Source organism: Ochrobactrum teleogrylli (assembly GCF_037482325.1).
Taxonomy (GTDB): domain Bacteria; phylum Pseudomonadota; class Alphaproteobacteria; order Rhizobiales; family Rhizobiaceae; genus Brucella; species Brucella teleogrylli.
This window is the reverse complement of sequence record NZ_JBBHKQ010000003.1, coordinates 91870-109095: the sequence shown is the minus strand read 5'-3', so window position 1 is coordinate 109095 and position 17226 is coordinate 91870. Positions and strand designations below refer to the sequence as shown.

The following is a 17226-nucleotide window of genomic DNA, read 5'->3' as shown; positions in this document are numbered from 1 at the left end:
ATGGACCTGCCGAACCTCGATCAGAATTCCTTCGCATTGCCTGACCTGGATGCATTACGCGCCGACTTTCCAAAGCATAAGCCTCGTATCCTTTTGCTCTATGGCTCACTTCGTGACCGTTCCTATAGTCGGTTTCTGACGCTGGAAGCGCAGCGTCTGCTCGATGCGATGGGTGCTGAAACGCGTGTCTTTCATGCCAATGGTCTTCCTTTGCCAGACGATGGTTCAGCAGAGCATTCGAAGGTTCAGGAATTGCGTGAGGCAATGCTTTGGTCTGAAGGCCAAGTCTGGACCAGTCCCGAACGTCATGGAGCCATGAGCGCTGTCATGAAATCGCAGATCGACTGGATTCCTTTGCCGGGTGGAGCAATTCGTCCGACGCAAGGCCGAACTTTGGCATTGATGCAAGTTTCAGGCGGATCGCAGAGCTTCAACGCCGTCAATCAGATGCGCATTCTGGGGCGCTGGATGCGAATGATCACCATTCCAAACCAGTCATCCGTCGCAAAGGCATGGCAGGAATTTGACGACGCTGGACGGATGAAACCCTCGTCGTTCTATGATCGCGTGGTCGATGTGATGGAAGAACTAATGAAGTTTACACTTCTGACGCGTGGCATCTCGGATGATCTCACAGACCGTTATAGCGAGCGCAAGGAAGAAGCTGCCAAACTCGAAAAGCGTGTTTCGTTGAAATCAATATGAGCGCTGAACGGCTTCCCATTGCGGCCATTGCCGGTCTCGGACTGACCCAGAATATCGGTTACGGCACTTTATATTATTCTTTCAGCATTCTCGCGCCAACCATGGCGCGGGACTTCTCCGTTTCCAACGAATGGATTTTCGGAGCGCTGTCGGTTGCTCTGCTAGCCGGGGGCTTTCTGGCTCCCTGGTTAGGCAAATGGATTGATCGTTACGGCGCAGGTCGCATGATGACGATAGGCTCGATACTGGCCGCCGTCTCTCTCATACTGTGTTCGCTTTCTCCAAATGCTTTGATGTTTGCAGGTGCGCTAACGATCATCGAAATCGCCGCAAACCTCGTCCAATATGGAACAGCCTTTGCATTATTGGTGCAATTAGCTCCAAATGTTGCCCAGCGTAGCATCACCTATCTGACATTGATTGCAGGCTTTGCCTCGACAATTTTCTGGCCCATTACAACAACCCTTCAACATTGGCTTACCTGGCAACAGACCTATTTGCTGTTCGCTTGCCTCCATTTGTTTCTCTGCGTGCCGGTACACCTTTTGCTCGCGCGTTCTATTGCAAAGAGTGGTCGGAAACGATCAACGAATGAAACAGTCACAACCGCCTTTTCAGGTGATCTGCCTGCCCATCAACGGCGCAAAGGTTTCGTACTGGTACTCGTAGCATTCTCGACGCAGGCTCTCGTTGCAGCGGCCATTCTGGTCCATATGGTGCCGATGTTGAGCGCGCTCGGTCTTGCAGGTTCTGCAGCATTTATTGGCGCGATATTCGGACCTTCTCAGGTAGCCAGCCGCCTGATCAACATGCTCGGTGGCAAAAACCTCGCTCCGATCAGTCTGGCAGTAATCTCTGCCTCCTTGATGGGGCTAGCCCTCATTGTTCTGCTATTCGGAGCCCCATCCATTATTGCGACGATGATGTTTGCCTGTCTTTTTGGCTTCGGAAACGGTCTATTCAGTATTGTCTCCGGAACGTTGCCGCTGTCACTATTCGGCAGTGACGGCTACGGTGCAATGCAAGGCAAGATCATGTCAGCCAGACTAATCATTTCGGCCACTGCGCCATTCGCGATGGCTTTCGGCATAGAGAATATCGGTGTGAACTGGAGCCTATTCATCTTGACGCTAACGGTTGGCTGGGCGACCATCACATTGATCGGACTGAAGTTGCTTCGATAGTGCCAGGCGGCCCTTCATAAGAAAAGTGGGCCCATTGAAAAACGTAAATTATTTCAACCAGTCACTTGGATTATGGAGTGCATTTTTTCCGTTAACGACTGCAATTGCAATTTTAAACGGAAAACGACACGCGCAGTGGTCAGCTTCGATTCACCCGATATGCGCTGAACTGGCGAGCGCATTAATCAAGGCAAACTATTGGAAACGTATGACTATTATTGCTATACGAAACTGAATTATCCTTTTGCTTTCGTTACATCGACGGTATTTTTCTATACTTATCACCATCGATAAGTATAGGTTATCGAATATTAGCCATCTAATGCGCTACAGTTGCCATCTTCGCCGTCAATTGCTATATTGCGCCCTATTCAATGAGGATTAAGGCCATGTCCGAATCACAGCTGTCCGTACGTAGCAGCAAAGCACGCGATCTCGCCCATTCCCTGGCCAAACGCACCGGCCAACCCATCAACAAGCTCGTCGAGCGGGCCTTGGAGCGTTACGATCAGGAACTGCGCCAGCAACAGGCGCTCACGCCCATGGACGCGCTGCTGGATTTGATGGCAGAAGGCCGGCGGGATGTGCCAGAGGGCACTACCTCTGCCCATGACGATCTCTATGATGAGCACGGACTGCCGCGATGATCGCCATCGATACGTCAGTCATCCTGGCCATGGCTTTGCGCGAACCTGAAGCGGAACAATTCGAAAGCTTGGTGCGCCGTGATGTGGTGATCGTCGGCTGGCCAACGCTTTTGGAACTGCGCATGGTTCTCACAGGCAAAGGTTTTCTGAATGCCGCCGCCATTGTCGATCAACTCACTGAATTGCCGAACACCACGGCCATTGCCTTCGATCAGGTGCATTATCGCGCGGCGGAAAGTGCCTTCCACCGGTTCGGCAAAGGCCGTCATCCCGCCGCGCTGAATATGGGCGACTGTTTTTCCTACGCCGTGGCATCCGTTGCCAAGGCGCCGCTTCTGTTCAAGGGACAGGATTTCGGAAAAACCGATCTCAAACTGCACCCTCAATCATCGACGGCATAACCATGATCGCGGATGCCTCCATCGAACGGCGCGCCGAAACACTTGATACTATCGCCGCCGTTTTGCCGATGAACCGCCGTGATTTGCTGGTCGAGGTTCTGACCGATCAGGATGTCGAAACGCTGCGCCATCTGATCAATGAAGGCATGGGCGAAAACACCCTGCGCGCACTGACTTCGGATCTGGCCTATCTCGAAGCCTGGTCGATGGCCGCAACCGGCAGCCCCCTCCCCTTTCCCGCGCCGGAAGCCCTGTTGCTGAAATTCATCGCGCATCATTTGTGGCGGCCACAGCAACGCGAGATCGAACCTGATCACGGCATGCCGGCCGGCGTAGAAGATGAATTGCGCCGACAAGGCTTTTTGCGCGTATCCGGACCGCATGCACCGGCAACCGTCCGCCGGCGTCTGGCCAATTGGTCGACGCTCACCCGCTGGCGCGGTCTGGAAGGATCTTTTTCATCGCCTTCCGTCAAATCGGCAATCCGGCTTGCGGTGCGTGCCCTGAACCGGCCGCGCAGCCGCAAGAGTGCCAATGCGATTACCGGCGATATTCTGGGCAAGCTGCTGGCAACCTGTTCCGGCGAGGATCTAACCGCATTACGGGATCGAGCTATCCTGATGGTAGCCTTTGCCTCGGGCGGGCGCCGGCGCAGCGAAATCGCCGGCTTGCGCGTAGACCAGCTGGTCAAACAGGCCCCTGTCACCGATGAGGACGGCCCTCCCCTCTCCTCGCTCGGCATCCATCTCGGTCGCACCAAAACCAGTGGTACCGATCAAGACGAAATCGTCTATCTGACCGGCCGCCCCGTCGAAGCCCTCACCCGCTGGCTGGAAGCATCCAAGATCGACAAGGGCAGCGTGTTTCGAAAAGTCGATCGCTGGGGCAATGTGTCGGTGCGGGCCCTGGAACCCAGCGCCATCAACCGGATCGTCAAGCAGCGCGCCCAAATGGCGGGCCTTGATGCCACAGAATTCTCCGCCCACGGCCTCCGCTCCGGCTATCTCACCGAAGCGGCCAATCGTGGCATTCCATTGCCCGAAGCCATGGAACAATCGCGTCATCGCTCCGTGCAGCAGGCGTCCGACTATTACAACAACGCCAAGCGACGCAGCGGACGGGCGTCAAGATTGCTATAGAGGGCGCAGTAAGTAAGGACACGGCGTTTTTCTCGAGCCTTTATCGTAGACATTCTTTTACTAGGAACGGAAAGTGCAGTTTATGCACAACCTTTAGTAACACCCGTACTTCGTGCTCCATCACCAAACTTGAATTCATTCTATAATTAATGCTTTCTTAGCTAAACTCTAAGGAGCAAAAATGCCGTCTAATTCGTTTCAACGCCGCGTCTGGCAATGGATTGTTGCTTGCTTTCCAGAATCTGCTCACCGCGACATTGGCGAGCGAAATCATCGGTTCTTGGAAGAAGCACTAGAGCTTGCCCAAGCCAACGGCTGCACGAAGGAAGAAGCCTACCAATTAGTAGGGTATGTGTTTGATCGACCATCTGGCGATCCCCGGCAAGAAGCAGGCGGTGTGATGGTTACTTTAGCAGCACTCTGTAATGCTGTCGAAATAGATATGAATGACGCAGGAGAGCTCGAACTCGACAGGAACTGGGCACGAATCGACCGAATCCGTCAAAAACAAGCGGCGAAGCCTCATGGGTCTGCACTTCCGCAATGAAAATCTCTGACGCCGGGTCAGCGCGGCTCAAGCCACGCAAGCTAGTATCGAGCAACTGAACGCTGAGTCGTGCATGCAGATTTCATATGATACCGCCGATTTGAAACAATGTTGTCTAAACTGGGACGTCGCGGAGCAACGGTTCGGAAGAACCTACGCAGACCAATTGATCACGGAGCTTGCAGATGCCGAAGCTTTCGAAAACGTGTCGCAATGGCATGAATTTCTTGGGGGCAACGTGACAATCAACGGAGATGACAGCTTTGAAATCCTGATCAGTACGCGATATAGGGCTACCTTCGTCAGCGTAGATCGTAACGCGGTCAAGACATCAGCCGATCGTATTGACTGGACTAGCGTTGAATTCGTGAAGATCACATCTATATCGGAAGTACCATGAATCACGAAAACGCCACCGCCAATTGGTTTTCAAAACCTGGTGACTCGATCCGTACGACTATGCAGCGACGGAACGTTACGGTGCATGAACTCGCTGAACGATTTGAGGACGGAATTGATACTGTCCGGGGTCTAATAGACGGTTCGCGGCCAATCGATGAATCCATAGCGACAACGCTTTCTGCGGCGTTGGGAGCTTCAGTAAAATTTTGGCTGAAGAGACAAGAAAAATTTGAAGAAGCGGTAGATCGCGCCGTCGCTCAAGTTCAAGACTCAGGTCATGAAGATCTACTGCTGCGCCTCCCAGCTCCGGGTGAAAAAGTGCGCGGCAAGATGTCCCTCGAACGCCGTGCTACAGAAATTCGCAAGAGATTGGTGTTTTACAACGTGCCGGATGCGGCTTCATGGTCTGGTCGATATGGACGCTTGGTAGGCGAAACCGACTATCGGATTTCCAAAGCATTCGCTACAAAAGAAGACGCCACTCTTTTATGGCTTCGGCGTGGCGAGTTAGAAGCCGACATGATCCAGACACGCGCGTGGAATTCCGGAAATCTAATGGATCGGTTGAAGGAAATCCGAAGACTTTCTATGATCCGGCATCCGCAACTATTTCTTCCTAGGTTGAAGACATTATGCGCAGAAGCGGGTGTCGCGCTTGTCGTTGTCAAGGCTCCGACTGGCTGCCGTGCCAGCGGCGCGGTGCGAATGGTCGACCCTGACAAAGCAATGTTATTACTAAGCTTCCGCTACAAGCGGGATGATCAGTTCTGGTTTACCCTTTTCCACGAAATCGGCCATCTGGTGCTCCACAAGGCGAACACGTTCTTAGAAGATGAGTCTCAACCAGGAGATATTGACCGCGAGAATGAAGCCAATGAATTTGCAGCAGAATGCATTATCCCACCCCTCCGGGAGTCCGAGTTCAGGCGTATCGAACCAAAACGAGACGATATCGTACGCTTCAGCGTTTCGATTGGCGTAGCACCAGGTCTAACCGTTGGTCAGATGCAGCATCGCCAAATGCTACAGCCCGACAAATTGAATTATTTGAAGCGAACTTGGGATTGGAGCCAAATCAAACCCGCCACCGTCTAGCGGCGCTATCCTCTGAAATGAATGAATGCTGCTGGGCTCTTCTGCCAATTGCATAAAGCGTCTTCCATTACAGCCATTCCTACGCCGAGGGCTTTATCTAGCTCGTCCACCCAACTCTGCAGCTGTATTTCCGTTGCGGGTCCCGTTCGTGAACCCGTAAATAGGAGTTTTGCACCTGAAGTAGGACCCGTGGCGCCTTTAAAATAGGCACTCCCCGGTTCGATTGGAGCGACACCGTATCGTGAGATTAAGGCAAGATAATCAAACTTAGCGAGACGCCCAAATGTCTTTACGTTCATGTTCTTATACAGTGCATCGAATATCGTCGCCGGATCATTGCCTGTTTGCTGCACAGCCGTTGAGAAGAAAGCTTGATGTCCTGCTGGCCCTATCCAAGCTAGATAGCTGAGCAAAACCTCCCCGAAACTTCTGTTAGAATTCGGACGTAGACTTTCGTACTTCCGATGGTTACCAAATTTTCCTCCGATGCTCGTCCAATTCTCGGCGAGCCAGGAAATCATGCCTTGTGGATTGTGTGAAACAGTCTGCCAGTCCCATATCCCCTCACCGAGGCGGCCATATACCTGCCGTAAACGAAGCCAGCCAGAAGTTGCCGGTCGAGCGAAATGGGTCATAAGAAAAAGAAGCCAAGCAGCTTCTTCAATATTTTCATTTTGTAAATGATAAGCAACAGCGCGCTCGGCATCGAATGAGCCCGAATTTGGGTCTGCTCTCCTTGCAGCAATAGGCTTTTCCTGAACTCGTTTATAATAATCTTCGCGCCTTAAGCTCGCGACGAACTGCATCGAGAGCGTTTCTCGGGCCAAATCATCTACAATACCAGGGAGACCGCGGACATTTTCCGAATGGGCCTGTAGCGAACTAAAAAGGTGCTCATGCTGCTGTTGTCTTTTCGGCCACATCTTAGGCTGCTCCATTTGCTTTAGCGTCCCTCAGAATTCGGATCTTTTGCCTTCGTTCAAGATAAGTGCGATAAACTTGGTCATGAAACTCGGCTTTCAACCGTTCGAGATTCTTAAAACCCGGGGCGTCCCGACGTTTTGTCGCCCAAAAGACCTGTAACAGGCGAATTATATCTGCCCAGTATGGCTCTAATGCGTAATCTGCGGCGTCAATGCTCTTTTCTGCTCGGACATCACCCTCGGCTTGCATTAAAGTGTCCGTTACAGAAAATGGATCACCTTGTGGCATGGGTGGCATCTGTATTGTTTTCTGATGTCCTTCATCCACGTATTGGTTCATCGCTAGGATCGATTCCTCGTAAACGTGCATACTGGTAGCGTAGTGGACGTATTCGCCCAACTCGAGCTCTAGACGCGTCGCAAGCATTTCCTGGAGCATTGTGAAACAAAACACGTCGTGCGGCAGCCCCTTATACGCATCGTTTGACCGCATAGTTACAAACATATGGAGTCGTCCGTCACGGGCCACAAACTGCAAGGCCGTCGTACAGGGTATTTCCTTGTGATCAGTTGCTATGTCTGCCGCATCGTAAAGCTGAATTACGGCTCGCTTGGACGTGGATTTCGCTTGCAGTAATCTAGTGACGTTCTCGAGCTGATTTATGTGTCCATGCATTGTATGAATACGGGGGCCATAAGCGCCAGCAAGTATGCCCTCCTCGGCATCTTCGGTGTAACCCGGAATGTACGGCTGGATGAATTCGAGTGTATCCAGTCCTCCTAGATACCAAAGTAACTCGCCTAGAGCACTGAACGGCTTTCCACGGTCTTGTGATCTGCTGATACGTGCCCGGGGGTTTGATAATCGAAATGACACTCCCAATTTTTCTCGCATATCGCCGCGAGTACCAGTGTTCATTGCCCCTTCCTTTAACAGAACGGGATAGAGATCGATCAATACTTCATCAATACCTTCACCACACAGGTACATTGTGCCCCCCGAGAATCTTCCCCTTTTATGCATCATAGTTCGAACTTCCTGAATTTAAATACCAGTCAAGCCGCCCACTCTTGTCGTTTTACGCAAAGCACCTGTTCCAAACTTTGGTCCAAAAAATTCAATTGGCTTGTGGCGGTCAAAGGTTTCTCTACGGCACCTCGCAATGCCCTGTGGCACCCTTAAAGTGGCCATAGTTCTTACCCACTCAACGAAGCCACAAGCGGCTGTTCTTGACTATTCGTCAAACGAATACCCAATTCAAATTGATGGCTTGTAAAAGAGGAATAGCGTCAAAGTAACAAAACTGAGCAGCGATATAGGTTTCTTATGAAAATTATTGAACTGATATTCAAGTAGTTAATCAACTGATTGAGGTCAATGTCTACGCTTGATTTCGACCTAGGCCTGGCCGGCTAGTAACGCACACTTATCACTCGTTGATGCAATCGCAGAATATACTTTTTGGCACGGTGTTTCAAGTTTCACAATAAATCAACGCTGGTCGGGAAGGACGACCAGCCTATTTTCCCTTAATGGAGTTGCCCCATAAAAACCGGACATTTTCAGAATTGAGCATTTCGGCTCAGGAACTCTCGTGGAGATTGATATCCTAAAGCCTTGTGCGGGTGAAGATTGTTGTAGTGCTCGAACCATGATGGCAGTTGAGCCATGACAGTTTCGGCGTCCGGCGTCGGATTTATCCGGACATAATCGCGCTTGAATGTTTTGACGAAAGCCTCAGCCATTCCATTTGACTGCGGGCTGCGCACTGGTGTTCTGCACTGTTCCATACCGATATCCCGGAGCAAGGACGCGGTGCTTTTCGCAATGAAGCATGAACCATTGTCGGTAAGCCACTGGATGGGCTCTGCCAGCGTATTGATGCGCCCGAAGCGGTTTTCTACCGCCGTGATGACAAGATCCTGCACATCTTCGCTCTTGATGCCTTCTGTCGTGGCCACATGAGCGATTGCTTCCCGATCACAGCAGTCGAGCGCAAATGCAACGCGGACCTTTTCCTTGTTGTCGCACGTGATCTCGAAGCCATCGGAGCACCATCTGGTATTGGAGCGCTCGACGGTGACTTGCCCGTCGTGTCTGCGTTCACCGGCAGCTCCGGTATGGCGCTGAAGGAGCAGATCATGCTGCTTCATCACGCGGTAAACACGTTTGGCGTTCGGCCATGAACGCCCCTGTTCACGGGCCTTGCGCCGCAGAACGGCATGAACGCGCCGATAGCCATAGGTCGACATTTCTTCAATGATCGCCTTGATCTGAGCAACCAGATCAGCGTCGGGAAGCGGAGGTCTCCCTCGGGCTCTGGAAAGGGTGCCTGTGGCTCGCGCCGCGATATTCGACCGGGCAACACCTAGCGTCTCGCATACCGCTTTCATCGCAAAACGTCCTTCGGCAGCGAGATTGAGTGCAGCATGCGTTTTTTTGGGCCGCTGGCGATTTCGAGGGCCTCCTTGAGAATTTCCCCTTCCATCGTCTTCTTGCCCAGCAGGCGCTGTAATTCCTTCACCTGAGCCTGAAGCGCCCGGTATTCCGAGGCAGGGACAACCTCCTCTTCGGCTGCCGTTGCGACCAATGCACCCTGTGACGCAAGCTTGCGCCACGCGAACAGCTGGTTAGGCGCAATGCCATGACGACGGGCGACCAGACTGACCGTTGCGTCCGCCTCGTAGGTTTCGTGGACAATCGCAAGTTTCTCCGCGGTACTCCAGCGTCGACGCCGCTCAGGGCCGGAAAGAATTTCCATCTTAATGCTATTACCAGTCATAATGTGAACAGTAGTCCTATCACTTATTTAAGTGGCAGAAACTGTCCGGGCAATTAAGGGGCTATTCCACTTAATTGCATGAATCAAGCATCTAATTTCGCGGCGAACGGAGCAAACAGAACGCTTCATCCCGGAAGCGAAGAGCGACATAGCTACATTGATTCATGTGATCGATCAAACAGGCCTGCTCTGGTGCTGACATTTCTTCCATCGTACAGCGCTCTTTCGCACATGTCTGACTATAAATCTGACCGGTGGGGACATATGCGACGAAAAGTGAAGTCTTCGCCCCCTTCGGGTTGAGCGTTTCATATGCCGCAATCAACCGTTCGAAGGCCGTACGATCCTGTCCCACAGGGCTAAGATCGATCCCCATCTCACCAACCTCGCCGACCATTTTCATGTAGCGCAGATGTTCTGACTCGGAACAAACAAGTCGATCAGCCTTCGTAGGGATCGAAAACGTCAAGACAACTGCACTGACGATAGCCGCCAACTTCCTTATCATTTCACTTTCCAGCATTGTTTAAAGTTTGGTTTTACTGTCGACTTCCTGTCTCTCCCGTCGCTCAATTCCCGACATCTGCGCCAACTCCGGCCATGTTCGGGACAACTCCAAGAGGGTCATTCTTGACGATATGCGGCCGCAATGACGTCGAAGGCCCTTTCTGTCAGCGTTGCCAACCGGAAGTCGATCAATCCAGCTTACAGGTCGGGACAAACATCTGGTTATAATCTGCGTTCATCTGACGGGCTTGTTCCGTATATTCGAGCGGAGTTCGGTTCGGTGGAGGAGGCCAGGTGAATGCTTCATTGGCGCATTTGCGGGCTGCTGCCCAACATGCGAGGCTTCGCGGATCGGAACCATAAGACGAGACCCCGTTGCCGATTTTAGCCGTTTGAGAAGCTCGCTTTTCAGCTTCGGCTCGCTGACTTGCCGGATCGTAGACATTCTTGAACTGAAAATCTCCATCCGGCGAGACGTGCCCCTCCTCCACGCTGAATGACAACGCTCCATCTGCCCGACAGATGATGCGATCTTTTTCCACTGCTTCAGGGCCATAAGACGCTGGCAGGTAAGGCCAGCGAATAATAACCTCGAGCGCATCTCCCACTTGACGCATAGAACCAATGTCTATCATCGCATCCGTCGGTGACTTGTCCCCGCTACTAGAAACCCATTGAGCCGAACCAGCTGCTATCAACTTTTGGTCCACCTCCTCCGCAAGACTGACATTGGCAAACAATATGGTGGCCAATGTCAGAAGAACTCGGGATTTTCGCATAAACTCCCTCTTACAAACCGTTATTCTGCAAGAATCTGTTTATCAGCATAATGTCGTATTTCGAACTGGACTATACTCCGTTTGTCGTGAGGTGTTTTCCATCCAGACCGGATGTGCGCTTTGTCAGACTTTCCACGCAGCCGCGGCCAGGTTAGATCCGACGATCAGAAAGATTGGCATTTTCGATCATGAACATACTTGCAATTTCAGGCAGCGCACGCCGACGGTCCACTAACACGGCTTTATTGAGAGCTATGCAATCGATTGCTCCGAAGGATGTCGTCATCAATGTGTTTGATGGTATCGGAGACTTGCCAGTCTTTTCGCCCGACCTCGAGGGTTCCGACGAGCCCGATAATGTGCGGCTTTTCAAACGGGCTGTTTCGGAAAGTGATGGGTTGATCATATCAAGCCCCGAATATGTCCGCAGTCTCCCAGGCGGCTTGAAAAACGCCATCGACTGGCTTGTTTCCGGCGATCAGGTGATCGCGAAGCCTATTGCACTCGTCCATGCTTCGCATCGTGGAGACGATATGCTGGAAACGCTCAGAACAGTGCTTTCGACTGTAAGCTCTGGTTTCAACGAGAGCCTTTTCTTCCGGCTTGCTGTCATGAATGAGGCGCCGGAACAGATCCTGAAAATACTCGAGATTCCTTCCAACCGGCAGGTTGCCGAACGGTTTCTGTTTGACTTCGCCACCTTTAGCCAAGAACGGCTCGCGGAAGACGCAAACACCAAGTCCTGACGTCAGCAATTGTCTGGGGACAAGTCGATGGCAGCCCCCATAAGGCGCTGCCATCAAGCATCAAAATTAATTCAGCTCAGCGAGCATATCGTCATAGACCTTGCAGGCTCCGTCGAGATCCGTCGCGGCCTGCGTTTGAGCAGCCGACATCTTCTGAGCAACGGCTGCAGCCTTTTGAGGGTCCTTTGCTGCTAGTTCCTGCATCTTTTGCGAGACCTCGGTTGCCTTTGCAGTCGCTTCTTCGGCCGTGCAGGCAAAAGAAGGAGTAGCTGCAACTACGAGTGCGGCGGCCAAAAGATATGCTTTCATAACATTCCTCATCAATTGTTTGATTCAACAATTCCTAAATACAGATCGATCTTCCTGTTGGCACCACTACTCCCCTCAATTTCCGTTTCCGGATGTCTTATTACTTCAAGACATCAATACACTGTGTCTTCGGTTTTGCAGCGAAACCGCCTAGGTCTCAACGCTGGCAGTTCACGATCAAAGCTGCGATTTCGTCAGGGTCGTTACGGCTTAAAGCATCTTGATGCTGCAGTTCAGGAGCCCACTTCCGAATAATTGATTGCCACAGTTGAGCAAGCTCCGGCCCCAAAAGCCTGTTCAGAAGCGCGCGCGAATAGAAATGGCCTACAGCCAGCACCAGAAGCAGCACTCCGCTTGCCGTGCCCACAATATAAACGAACCGCATGAAATCTGACATGAGCAATGCCGTCATTTCGTTTATCGGGCCGCCAAACGACGGCACTTTCGACAACAGAAAGACAGCCAACGCCGGAACAATGATAATCGACGCCGCTGCGACCGTGACCTTTCTGGTCAAAGAATATCGGTGATAACAGCGGCCGAACCTCCCCTCGCCCACAATCCTGTCGAGAGCGAGTGCCTGTCGATAAAAATCATCAGACTTCTCGACCGGAATGCGTTTCCGATCAATGAGCGTATGCAGGCCCTCCAGTTGACGGCTGGCAAACTGCGATAACAACATGGCGGAACCAAAGCTATGAAGGAAATTCATTGAATGGCTCCCCGTTTCAGCATCGATCGCGATTGAAGTCGTTGATCATATTGTTGAAGTCCTGATTGAACGCGCGGACATCCATGGCAACCGGATCGGAAAGGCTGCTAAACTCATGGCCCTTGTAATCGCCTCGCTCAGCACGCTGAATGGCATTACGTCCGCGTGCCAGGACGCTGTTGATCGAACGCATCATGCTCGTGCAACCATCCGGCCTGCTTTCGCGGATCTTTTTATCAAAGCCTTCCGCCATTTTATTGACCTGATTGAGACTGTCGCCAAAGGCCCGTGCAGTTTTTTCTTCACCCTTCGACTGGAAGAATTCATCGGCAAGTCGCGCGGTCTGCTTTGAATAAAAGATTATGCCTGCGCGAAAATATTCGACAGAGTCCTTCTGGGCCTGCTCGAACGCAGCACGGGTGTTCACCTCATCTCGCTTGCTGATACCGTTATAGAAATCTTTTTCTGCGGCTGCGACTTTCGCCATTGCGGCAACGTAATCGCCATCCTTTTCACGGGCCTTTTTTCCCTTGTCTGCGAGATAGCCATTCGCCTGTGCGTAGCTGTCCAGTTCCGTATTCAACGGTTCAACTTCTTTCAACGCCGCAGTAAGGGCTTTTGCAGCCTCGTCGATCTCGGGTGGTTCCGCCGGCAACGCCAAAGCCTTGTCGAGCGTCTCACGCATACGTTTGATATTATACGGACTTTCGACGGAATAGTTTTTGAGCTCCCGGCCCTTTTCCAGCGTCTCCTGATAATATTTCAGATGGTCAGCGAGATTGGCTGCGAAAGACGCGCTGCCGTTTGCCGCGTCAATATAGGTATTGTATTTCGCAATCTCCTGCTGCTGGGCTGAAGACTGTTCAACCTCCGCCGTTGATTGCTCATCCTTTTGATCATTGCAGCCTGCAAGGCAAACTCCTGCAGAAAGGAATAACGCAGTTAGAAGCGATTTCATAATTGGTGTCATGCTACTTTAACGTCACACTAATGCGTGAACGAGCCTTTTTTTCGGAATTGGAATTGTTTCGACTGGGTCTGATAACTGGTTTGAATCCGTCATGCGGTATCTGCGTCGAAAACGCAGGCAACCAATCGCGTTTATGAGCCCAGACTAACGGGCGAAGAAAGCAGCTGCCGTAAACCAGGCTGCTATAACAATGAGCGGGACTGACCAGTACTCCATCTTTATGAAGAACAGATCGTGCCCGACCGCGCTGTCGCCAGATGAGCGACTGGTGTTTCCGTTGGGCACAAACCGGGATTTGCTCGCTTTGTTGAGATATCGGCCAGCTATCCAGTTGACGACACCGGCCATGGTTAAGGAGAGCGCAAAATCAAGAGCTTTTGTCCAGTCCGGCAACTGTAAGGTTTCTGTCACCCAAAGTGTGCCGAGCAAAGTGGTAACCGTCACCGCTCCGATAATAAAGATGGAGAGAAAACCCCATCCACGCCAAACAATAATCATTATTCTTCCATCCATCTTCTAAAACAACACAGGCCCGTCCTCCCAGGGGCGCGTACGGTGTTTAGACGCAGGATTTGTTATTTGCAAATCGGTGGATAGGAATTGCGTATTCACGTTATTGCAGGAGCGCGCGGGAACACACATCGCAATCGCGGCGTTGTTGAGTGAACTTCATCCTATGGCAACTCCGGAGAGACGTCATAACTCGCACAGCCAACGGCCGTGGCATTAGGTTATAGGACGCATTGATTCCGACGCCTTTGGCGAAACGATCGTTCTTGACTATTCGTCTGCATTTAACTTTGTGACGTTTCGCTCCCAGATTAAACCAACCTCAGCATTTTGTCTGCTGACAAAAGTTGGAAAATATTGCTTTAAATCAATATGATAATCTACAAGAGCAAGAGCTATAGACCCTGCGACGGTGTTAACTTATTATTAACTTTAAATTTGTTGCGCATCCCTAAGAATCGGACATAATAACGGTTAGATTGGCCATTCTGGCTAAAAATCGTTTTTATGGAAATCAATGGGTAATGAACGAGATCTCGCTCAAAAAGCCGAAAGCCACGCTTAAATTCGAAAAACACATCCTCGATCAAGGGGATCAAATTTCGAAGAAGTTGCATTTGCTCAGCGTTCAGAACTTCCCTGATTCTGGAAAGAAGACGCTTCGTTCATTCTCTCTTGCAGAAGCATCACAATATATAGGGGTAAGTCAGAGCCATCTTAAGAAACTTCATTTGGAAGGCAAAGGCCCCGCTCCTGAAACTTCGCCGTCTGGTCGGCGTTCGTACACCGCAGAGCAGATGCACGACATTCGCCAGTATCTTGATCAAAACGGTCGGTCGGAAACACGTAAGTACGTCCCTCACAGAAAGCCAGGTGAACATCTTCAGGTCATAGCGGTCGTAAACTTCAAGGGCGGCTCTGGGAAAACTACAACTACCGCCCATCTGGCTCAACATCTGGCCCTTACTGGTCATCGCGTCTTGGCAATCGACCTCGACCCTCAAGCTTCACTTTCGTCACTGCACGGGTTTCAACCGGAGTTGGATCAGGTCCCTTCAATCTATGACGCGATCCGATATGATGAAGGGCAAAAGCCGCTCTCTGAAATTATTCAGAACACCAACTTTCCTGGACTGGACATCGTGCCTGCAAATTTAGAATTGCAGGAATTTGAATATGATACCCCGCTCGCAATGAGTGACCGCAATTCTAATGCTGGTAAATCATTCTTCACCCGCATCTCCAAAGCGCTCGAAGAAGTTGACGACCAATACGACATCGTCGTCATTGATTGCCCTCCACAGCTTGGCTATCTGACCATAACGGCGCTCACGTCAGCCACAGCAGTTCTCATCACGATACATCCCCAGATGCTGGATGTGATGTCGATGGGCCAGTTCCTCCTGATGCTTGGCAATATTCTCGAGCCTATCCGCGCTGCTGGCGCAGAGGTAAATCTGGAATGGTATCGCTACCTTGTAACAAGATACGAGCCAACAGATCAGCCACAGGCTCAGATGGTGGCTTTTTTGCAGACATTGTTTGGCGAGTTTATCCTCAAGAACCAGATGGTCAAATCAACCGCTGTCTCGGATGCTGGGATCACAAAGCAAACTCTCTATGAGGTCGAAAAAAGCGCGATGACGCGTTCGACCTATGAACGTGCAATTGAATCATTAGATGCCGTCAATGGCGAAATTGAAGGCCTTATCCACGAATCTTGGGGCAGATGAGTTTGTCTGCTGACAAATCCAGCATTTATGATTGCAAATTCAGTGAGATAAGCGATTACGGAGACTGAAATGGCTAGGAAAAATCTTCTCGCGGGACTTACGGAGTCAACCGAAGAGCCAGTGACGTCCAATTATCGGATCGGTGGTGCATCCAAATCCATGATCCGTTCTGTTAATGAGCTTGCACGTCAAGCTGACGCTTTCCTTGAAGGTGAGCAAGTAGTCGACCTCGATCCAAATGTTATAGACAGTTCTTTTGTATCTGATCGTCTTGGCACTGATGGTGAAGAATATCAGGAGCTTCTGCAAGCTATTCAGGAACGCGGACAGAACAGCCCTATACTCGTTCGTCCTCATCCAAGCGTAGATGGTCGCTTTATGATCGTCTTTGGTCATCGCCGTGTAAAGGTCGCCCGCGAGCTCGGACGCAATGTTCGAGCAGTTGTAAAGGCACTTGACGACAAAACACATATTATCGCGCAAGGGCAAGAAAATTCGGCTCGAGCAAATCTCAGCTTCATTGAGAAAGCTCTTTTCGCAAAAAATCTTGAGATTCTCGGATATGACCGTGAAACAATCTCCTCAGCACTTGCAGCTAATGCGGCAGCGGTTTCCAAGATGATTTCCGTAACGTCCCGTATTTCGCCGGAACTCATCAATGTTATAGGATCAGCCCCCGGGGTGGGGCGCGAACGCTGGCTTGAACTAAGCCTTCTGGTCGAACGTAAGGCCACTGCGATTTCCGAAATCGTAACTTCGGAAGATTTTGGTTCAATAGATAGCGACGAGCGTTTCAATCGGGTCTTCGCTGCGGCGAATGCCAAAGGCAAGCCGGTCAAAAAGGAACGAACCACACCAACGGCAAAGTCGTGGGGATATAGCGAATTTGCAATTACGATGAGTCAAAAGCCGAAACGGGTCGATTTCTCTTTCAGAAGCGAGAAGGCTAGACCGTTCGGCGATTGGTTATCCGAGCGACTTGAAATCCTTTTTGAGGAGTTCAAGCAATCAGAAACCAAGAATGGAGATTAAGCCGCAAAAGAAAAAGGCCCCCAAACGTTGCCGTCGTGGAAGCCCTTCTCGATGTTTTAGCAGACTGAGAATCGCATTTCCATGAATCAGTGTCAAGAGTCG

At 51.1% G+C, this 17226-nt stretch carries 20 protein-coding genes; 11 read left to right on the top strand and 9 right to left on the bottom strand.

Annotation, left to right across the window (positions count from 1 at the left end; translation table 11 throughout):
* The 8 genes from arsH (at position 1) to WIX40_RS23115 (ending at position 6120) form a co-directional block, all read left to right on the top strand.
* The gene (gene arsH, locus WIX40_RS23150) at positions 1-705 is read left to right on the top strand and encodes an arsenical resistance protein ArsH (RefSeq protein ID WP_171380384.1); all 705 of its coding nucleotides are present in this window, start codon (positions 1-3) and stop codon (positions 703-705) included.
* Positions 702-1889: an arsenite efflux MFS transporter ArsK gene (gene arsK / locus WIX40_RS23145; protein WP_339442489.1), complete on the top strand. Its 1188-nt coding sequence runs from the start codon at positions 702-704 to the stop codon at positions 1887-1889. Before arsH ends, arsK begins: the two co-directional genes overlap by 4 nt.
* A gap of 389 nt (positions 1890-2278) precedes the next feature.
* A complete protein-coding gene (locus tag WIX40_RS23140) occupies positions 2279-2536 on the top strand; it encodes a type II toxin-antitoxin system VapB family antitoxin (RefSeq protein WP_182506589.1) in 258 nt (85 codons plus the stop codon).
* On the top strand, positions 2533-2937 hold the full coding sequence (locus WIX40_RS23135) for a type II toxin-antitoxin system VapC family toxin (protein ID WP_182506590.1): 405 nt from the start codon (positions 2533-2535) through the stop codon (positions 2935-2937). The genes WIX40_RS23140 and WIX40_RS23135 overlap by 4 nt, the downstream gene beginning before the upstream one ends.
* A gap of 2 nt (positions 2938-2939) precedes the next feature.
* Positions 2940-4076: a site-specific integrase gene (locus tag WIX40_RS23130; protein ID WP_210272990.1), complete on the top strand. Its 1137-nt coding sequence runs from the start codon at positions 2940-2942 to the stop codon at positions 4074-4076.
* 181 nt (positions 4077-4257) lie between these two features.
* Positions 4258-4623: a hypothetical protein gene (locus tag WIX40_RS23125; protein WP_182506591.1), complete on the top strand. Its 366-nt coding sequence runs from the start codon at positions 4258-4260 to the stop codon at positions 4621-4623.
* A gap of 73 nt (positions 4624-4696) precedes the next feature.
* A complete protein-coding gene (locus WIX40_RS23120; RefSeq protein ID WP_182508354.1) occupies positions 4697-5023 on the top strand; it encodes a hypothetical protein in 327 nt (108 codons plus the stop codon).
* Complete coding sequence (locus WIX40_RS23115) at positions 5020-6120, top strand: ImmA/IrrE family metallo-endopeptidase (protein ID WP_182506592.1); 1101 nt, start codon at positions 5020-5022, stop codon at positions 6118-6120. The genes WIX40_RS23120 and WIX40_RS23115 overlap by 4 nt, the downstream gene beginning before the upstream one ends.
* Positions 6121-6125: 5 nt before the next feature.
* Here WIX40_RS23115 and WIX40_RS23110 read toward each other — a convergent pair whose 3' ends face one another.
* From WIX40_RS23110 to WIX40_RS23090, 5 genes are all read right to left on the bottom strand, one after another.
* The gene (locus WIX40_RS23110) at positions 6126-7058 is read right to left on the bottom strand and encodes an alpha-glutamyl/putrescinyl thymine pyrophosphorylase clade 3 protein (protein ID WP_262077853.1); all 933 of its coding nucleotides are present in this window, start codon (positions 7056-7058) and stop codon (positions 6126-6128) included.
* Positions 7045-8034, bottom strand: a complete 990-nt coding sequence (locus tag WIX40_RS23105; RefSeq protein ID WP_262077855.1) for a thymidylate synthase — start codon at positions 8032-8034, stop codon at positions 7045-7047. The genes WIX40_RS23110 and WIX40_RS23105 overlap by 14 nt, the downstream gene beginning before the upstream one ends.
* A 572-nt stretch (positions 8035-8606) precedes the next feature.
* A protein-coding gene (locus WIX40_RS23100; protein WP_339441987.1) for an IS3 family transposase occupies positions 8607-9826 on the bottom strand; the annotation gives its coding sequence in 2 pieces (ribosomal slippage) (positions 8607-9490 and positions 9490-9826; 1221 coding nt in all).
* Positions 9827-9917: 91 nt separating this feature from the next.
* Positions 9918-10334 carry a hypothetical protein gene (locus tag WIX40_RS23095; protein WP_182506593.1) on the bottom strand — a complete coding sequence of 139 codons (417 nt, stop codon included), beginning with the start codon at positions 10332-10334 and terminating at the stop codon, positions 9918-9920.
* A 187-nt stretch (positions 10335-10521) separates the two neighbouring features.
* Entirely contained in the window at positions 10522-11112 is a 591-nt protein-coding gene (locus WIX40_RS23090; protein ID WP_182506594.1) for a hypothetical protein, read from the bottom strand.
* Positions 11113-11300: 188 nt separating this feature from the next.
* Between WIX40_RS23090 and WIX40_RS23085 the strand changes: the two genes are divergently transcribed.
* A complete protein-coding gene (locus tag WIX40_RS23085; RefSeq protein ID WP_339442483.1) occupies positions 11301-11858 on the top strand; it encodes an NADPH-dependent FMN reductase in 558 nt (185 codons plus the stop codon).
* 66 nt (positions 11859-11924) lie between these two features.
* Here WIX40_RS23085 and WIX40_RS23080 read toward each other — a convergent pair whose 3' ends face one another.
* The 4 genes from WIX40_RS23080 to WIX40_RS23065 form a co-directional block, all read right to left on the bottom strand.
* Complete coding sequence (locus WIX40_RS23080; RefSeq protein WP_182506595.1) at positions 11925-12167, bottom strand: hypothetical protein; 243 nt, start codon at positions 12165-12167, stop codon at positions 11925-11927.
* A 157-nt stretch (positions 12168-12324) separates the two neighbouring features.
* Entirely contained in the window at positions 12325-12879 is a 555-nt protein-coding gene (locus tag WIX40_RS23075; protein WP_182506596.1) for a DUF6097 family protein, read from the bottom strand.
* A gap of 16 nt (positions 12880-12895) precedes the next feature.
* Entirely contained in the window at positions 12896-13837 is a 942-nt protein-coding gene (locus tag WIX40_RS23070) for a DUF3829 domain-containing protein (RefSeq protein ID WP_182506597.1), read from the bottom strand.
* Between the two features lie 156 nt (positions 13838-13993).
* Positions 13994-14347: a hypothetical protein gene (locus tag WIX40_RS23065; RefSeq protein WP_182506598.1), complete on the bottom strand. Its 354-nt coding sequence runs from the start codon at positions 14345-14347 to the stop codon at positions 13994-13996.
* Between the two features lie 536 nt (positions 14348-14883).
* On the opposite strand from WIX40_RS23065, the gene repA reads away from it, so the two are divergent.
* Positions 14884-16092, top strand: coding sequence for a plasmid partitioning protein RepA (gene repA, locus WIX40_RS23060; RefSeq protein ID WP_339442479.1), 1209 nt, complete (start codon positions 14884-14886; stop codon positions 16090-16092).
* Positions 16093-16161: 69 nt separating this feature from the next.
* Positions 16162-17124, top strand: coding sequence for a plasmid partitioning protein RepB (gene repB / locus WIX40_RS23055; protein WP_031346297.1), 963 nt, complete (start codon positions 16162-16164; stop codon positions 17122-17124).
* The last annotated feature ends 102 nt before the right edge of the window (positions 17125-17226 follow it).

Excerpts from the sequence above, each read along its gene's own strand:
- arsH (WP_171380384.1), top strand. The coding sequence starts at position 1 with ATGGACCTGCCGAACCTCGATCAGAATTCCTTCGCATTGCCTGACCTG.
- arsK (WP_339442489.1), top strand. The coding sequence starts at position 702 with ATGAGCGCTGAACGGCTTCCCATTGCGGCCATTGCCGGTCTCGGACTG.
- WIX40_RS23140 (WP_182506589.1), top strand. The coding sequence starts at position 2,279 with ATGTCCGAATCACAGCTGTCCGTACGTAGCAGCAAAGCACGCGATCTC.
- WIX40_RS23135 (WP_182506590.1), top strand. The coding sequence starts at position 2,533 with ATGATCGCCATCGATACGTCAGTCATCCTGGCCATGGCTTTGCGCGAA.
- WIX40_RS23130 (WP_210272990.1), top strand. The coding sequence starts at position 2,940 with ATGATCGCGGATGCCTCCATCGAACGGCGCGCCGAAACACTTGATACT.
- WIX40_RS23125 (WP_182506591.1), top strand. The coding sequence starts at position 4,258 with ATGCCGTCTAATTCGTTTCAACGCCGCGTCTGGCAATGGATTGTTGCT.
- WIX40_RS23120 (WP_182508354.1), top strand. The coding sequence starts at position 4,697 with ATGCAGATTTCATATGATACCGCCGATTTGAAACAATGTTGTCTAAAC.
- WIX40_RS23115 (WP_182506592.1), top strand. The coding sequence starts at position 5,020 with ATGAATCACGAAAACGCCACCGCCAATTGGTTTTCAAAACCTGGTGAC.
- WIX40_RS23110 (WP_262077853.1), bottom strand. The coding sequence starts at position 7,058 with ATGGAGCAGCCTAAGATGTGGCCGAAAAGACAACAGCAGCATGAGCAC.
- WIX40_RS23105 (WP_262077855.1), bottom strand. The coding sequence starts at position 8,034 with ATGTACCTGTGTGGTGAAGGTATTGATGAAGTATTGATCGATCTCTAT.
- WIX40_RS23095 (WP_182506593.1), bottom strand. The coding sequence starts at position 10,334 with ATGATAAGGAAGTTGGCGGCTATCGTCAGTGCAGTTGTCTTGACGTTT.
- WIX40_RS23090 (WP_182506594.1), bottom strand. The coding sequence starts at position 11,112 with ATGCGAAAATCCCGAGTTCTTCTGACATTGGCCACCATATTGTTTGCC.
- WIX40_RS23085 (WP_339442483.1), top strand. The coding sequence starts at position 11,301 with ATGAACATACTTGCAATTTCAGGCAGCGCACGCCGACGGTCCACTAAC.
- WIX40_RS23080 (WP_182506595.1), bottom strand. The coding sequence starts at position 12,167 with ATGAAAGCATATCTTTTGGCCGCCGCACTCGTAGTTGCAGCTACTCCT.
- WIX40_RS23075 (WP_182506596.1), bottom strand. The coding sequence starts at position 12,879 with ATGAATTTCCTTCATAGCTTTGGTTCCGCCATGTTGTTATCGCAGTTT.
- WIX40_RS23070 (WP_182506597.1), bottom strand. The coding sequence starts at position 13,837 with ATGAAATCGCTTCTAACTGCGTTATTCCTTTCTGCAGGAGTTTGCCTT.
- WIX40_RS23065 (WP_182506598.1), bottom strand. The coding sequence starts at position 14,347 with ATGATTATTGTTTGGCGTGGATGGGGTTTTCTCTCCATCTTTATTATC.
- repA (WP_339442479.1), top strand. The coding sequence starts at position 14,884 with ATGAACGAGATCTCGCTCAAAAAGCCGAAAGCCACGCTTAAATTCGAA.
- repB (WP_031346297.1), top strand. The coding sequence starts at position 16,162 with ATGGCTAGGAAAAATCTTCTCGCGGGACTTACGGAGTCAACCGAAGAG.